The sequence below is a fragment of the Kitasatospora sp. NPDC053057 genome, from assembly GCF_044546945.1.
Lineage (GTDB): Bacteria > Actinomycetota > Actinomycetes > Streptomycetales > Streptomycetaceae > Kitasatospora.
The window spans coordinates 1-2,704 of sequence record NZ_JBITZP010000117.1; the positions used below are offsets into that span (position 1 = coordinate 1).

At 69.7% G+C, this 2,704-nt stretch carries 3 protein-coding genes and 1 pseudogene; 3 read left to right on the forward strand and 1 reads right to left on the reverse strand.

Translation table 11 applies throughout. The annotated features are described in order from the left end of the window. The first annotated feature begins 180 nt into the window (after positions 1-180). Genes ACIG5E_RS39255 through ACIG5E_RS39265 form a run of 3 tightly spaced genes read left to right on the forward strand, consistent with a single transcriptional unit; the run spans position 181 to position 2,555 of the window. On the forward strand, positions 181-495 hold the full coding sequence (locus ACIG5E_RS39255; RefSeq protein WP_396542080.1) for a helix-turn-helix domain-containing protein: 315 nt from the start codon (positions 181-183) through the stop codon (positions 493-495). Positions 496-516: 21 nt separating this feature from the next. Beyond that, on the forward strand, positions 517-2,133 hold the full coding sequence (locus ACIG5E_RS39260) for a tyrosine-type recombinase/integrase (protein ID WP_396542082.1): 1,617 nt from the start codon (positions 517-519) through the stop codon (positions 2,131-2,133). A gap of 50 nt (positions 2,134-2,183) precedes the next feature. Beyond that, entirely contained in the window at positions 2,184-2,555 is a 372-nt protein-coding gene (locus tag ACIG5E_RS39265; RefSeq protein ID WP_396542084.1) for a hypothetical protein, read from the forward strand. Between the two features lie 60 nt (positions 2,556-2,615). On the opposite strand, the pseudogene ACIG5E_RS39270 reads toward ACIG5E_RS39265, so the two are convergent. After that, positions 2,616-2,704, reverse strand: a pseudogene (locus ACIG5E_RS39270) (ATP-binding protein); the annotation flags it as partial.

Genomic DNA, 2,704 nt, shown 5'->3' on the forward strand with positions numbered 1-2,704 from the left:
CAGAGGACCGCCCCGTTCCCTGGCACGGCCCTGACCGCGGGATGTGACCTCGATCGAGGCATTCCGAGACTTCCAATACCCGACTCCACCATCACGGCCCTCGGCGACCTTCATCGAGGACGCCTATCGACGCGCCGTGACCAGCACGCTCGGCGAGCTCACCGGAGAGGAACCCGCGCCGTGAACATCAAGTGGAAGCTGCGGATGGCCGCCGCCCAACGCGAGGTCTGGACCGGCGCCCAGCTGCGGCGGCTCCTGGCCGAGAAGGCCGGCCTGGAATTGTCCTCCGCCTCGGTGTCGGCCCTGTTCACCAAGGAACCCTCCCAGGTGAAGATGTCCACGCTCGCAGCGTTGTGCACCGCCCTGGAGTGCACCCCCAACGACCTGATCGAGGTCGACACCACCCCCGTCGAACGCCCCGCGGCTCCTCCTCGACTGGCAGCCGATCTGCCCAGGGTCGCCTCGGCCCGGGGCCGGTCGATGCCACCGATCTGACGAAAGAGGTGCGGGCGAGGCATGGGCAAGAAGCAGAGGGACTGCGTCGGTTGCGGGGCGCCGGTCGGCTTCATCGACCGGCAGCACTGCTGCCGATGCACGGCCCGGATGAAGGACGAAGCCGCCCACGCGTCCTGCCCTGCCTGCGGGAAGTCACGCATCCCGCAGGCCGACACCGGACGGTGCATCACCTGCTCGCGGACCTGCGCGGGCTGCGGCCGCCCGGTCCGCTCGCCAACCGCCAGCCACTGCGGGATCTGTCGGCGCGAGGCCGACCGGCAGGCCGCGAAGCGGCTCTGCCCGCGCTGCCGGCGGCCCGGCTTCCTGCAGACCGTCACCGGATGGTGCGGCCACTGCTCGCGCCAGCGGCAGACCAAGCAACCGCCCCGGCAGTGCGCCGGCTGCGGCCAGGTGCGACGCCATGCCGGGCTCGGACTCTGCTCGGCCTGCTGGCAAAAGCACCCCGACCGCCCCTTCATCGCGGCCGAGAACCTGGCCGCACGGCTCGCCGAACCCGTGCCCTGGCTGGGTGACTTCGCCGGCCATCTCGCCGAACGGCACTGCGCGAGCCGCGCCTGCACCATGATCAGCACCCTGGGCAGACTGCTGGAGGACGAACAGCCCAACCGTCCCCAGGCCCTGCTGGACCGCGCCCGCCGTCCCGGCCGGTCGATGGGCTCCCTCGCCCGCGCGCTCGAAGGCTTCTTCACCCAGCGCGGCCTTGCCCTTCCCACCGACCAGGCGCAACGGCTCGCCGCCGGACGCCGGCGGCGCCGCATCGACGCCACCCCGCTCCCGCTTCGACCGCAGGTTCAGGCGTTCGCCGAGTCCTTGCTGCGAGCATGCGAGCGTGCCCTGAAGGCCGGCACCCTGCCTCGCACCGACAGCACCATCGAGGCGGCCCTGGCCATCGTCCGCGACCTCGCCCGCTTCCTGACCGGTACGCGCAACAAGCAGGATTGGGCCCTGACCGACGTCCACGACGTCGAGGCCTTCCTGGCGACCATGCCCAAGGCCCGCCAACGCCGACTGACCGTGCTGCGGCAGTACTTCCGCTTCGCCCGCTCCCGCAAGGTCGTGCTCATCGACCCCACCCGGGGAGTGAAGGCCAAAGGCCCGTCAGGGTTCAGCGGCACCACCGTCGCCGTCGACCAGCAACGGCAGCTGTTCCGACGCTGGACCACCGGCACCGACGCGCACCCGCACGAGGCACTGCTCGGAATCCTGGCCCTCCTCCACGCGGCCTCCAGCGGCGAGGTCCGGCTCCTGCGCGTGGACGACCTCGACCCCACCAACTGCACCATCCGCCTTGGTAAACGGCCGCACCCGGTGCCCATGGACCCGGTCAGCTGGTCGGCACTCCAACGCTGCCTGGCCCACCGCACGGACCTGCACACCGACAACCCCCACGTGATCGTCACTCGGATCACCAAGACCGGCCGGGCACCGGCCTCAACCGCCTATGTCAGCCACCTCCTGGACCCCTGCGGCGTCCCACCCCGAACCCTGCGGAGCACCCGACTCGCCGACCTGGTGAACACCCTCGATCCCAAGCTCGTCGCCGCAGCCCTCGGCATGGACCCCGAAGGCGTCATGATCTACCTCGCTGACCACGTCGACGCTGGCCGGCTCCCATAGCTCAGAGAAATTCTCCGAGGCTGGCGGTGTCTGACCGGCACAATGTCCAGGTGGCCCTCTTCACCTGCGCGAACTGCGAGCACCCTCTCACCGGCGATCTACAGGAAGCACAGGCATCTCCGGCCAACGATCACCTGTCCGACCACCGCATCGCCGACCCGCGGGTGGCGCAGGGCACCTATGCGACCAGCTACGACGCCACGCTGTTCATCCTGCACCCTGACGACGTGCCGGGCACCGCTCTGCACCCCAACTCCAGGCGTCGCAACGGATGCTGCGGACTCGACGGCCAGGACGGCCCCAACCTCGTCTGTGCAAGCTGCGGTGCCGACATCGCCACCAAGGAATCGGACTGCTGGACCGACAACCTGGTAGCGCTGATAGCCGCCGTAGTTGTCCGCAGCACGGACTCTCCGTCCTGAACCCGTCGACTTTCGGCACCGCCTCGCACACGTTCGCCGGAACATGTGCGCTTTCCCGAAGGGCAGGTTCGAGGTCACCATGACGGAGCCCTGCTCGTAGCGGGAGGCGATGAGCTGGAAGAACAGGTTCGCCGCGTCTTGGTCGAACG

Excerpts from the sequence above, each read along its gene's own strand:
- ACIG5E_RS39260 (WP_396542082.1), top strand. The coding sequence starts at position 517 with ATGGGCAAGAAGCAGAGGGACTGCGTCGGTTGCGGGGCGCCGGTCGGC.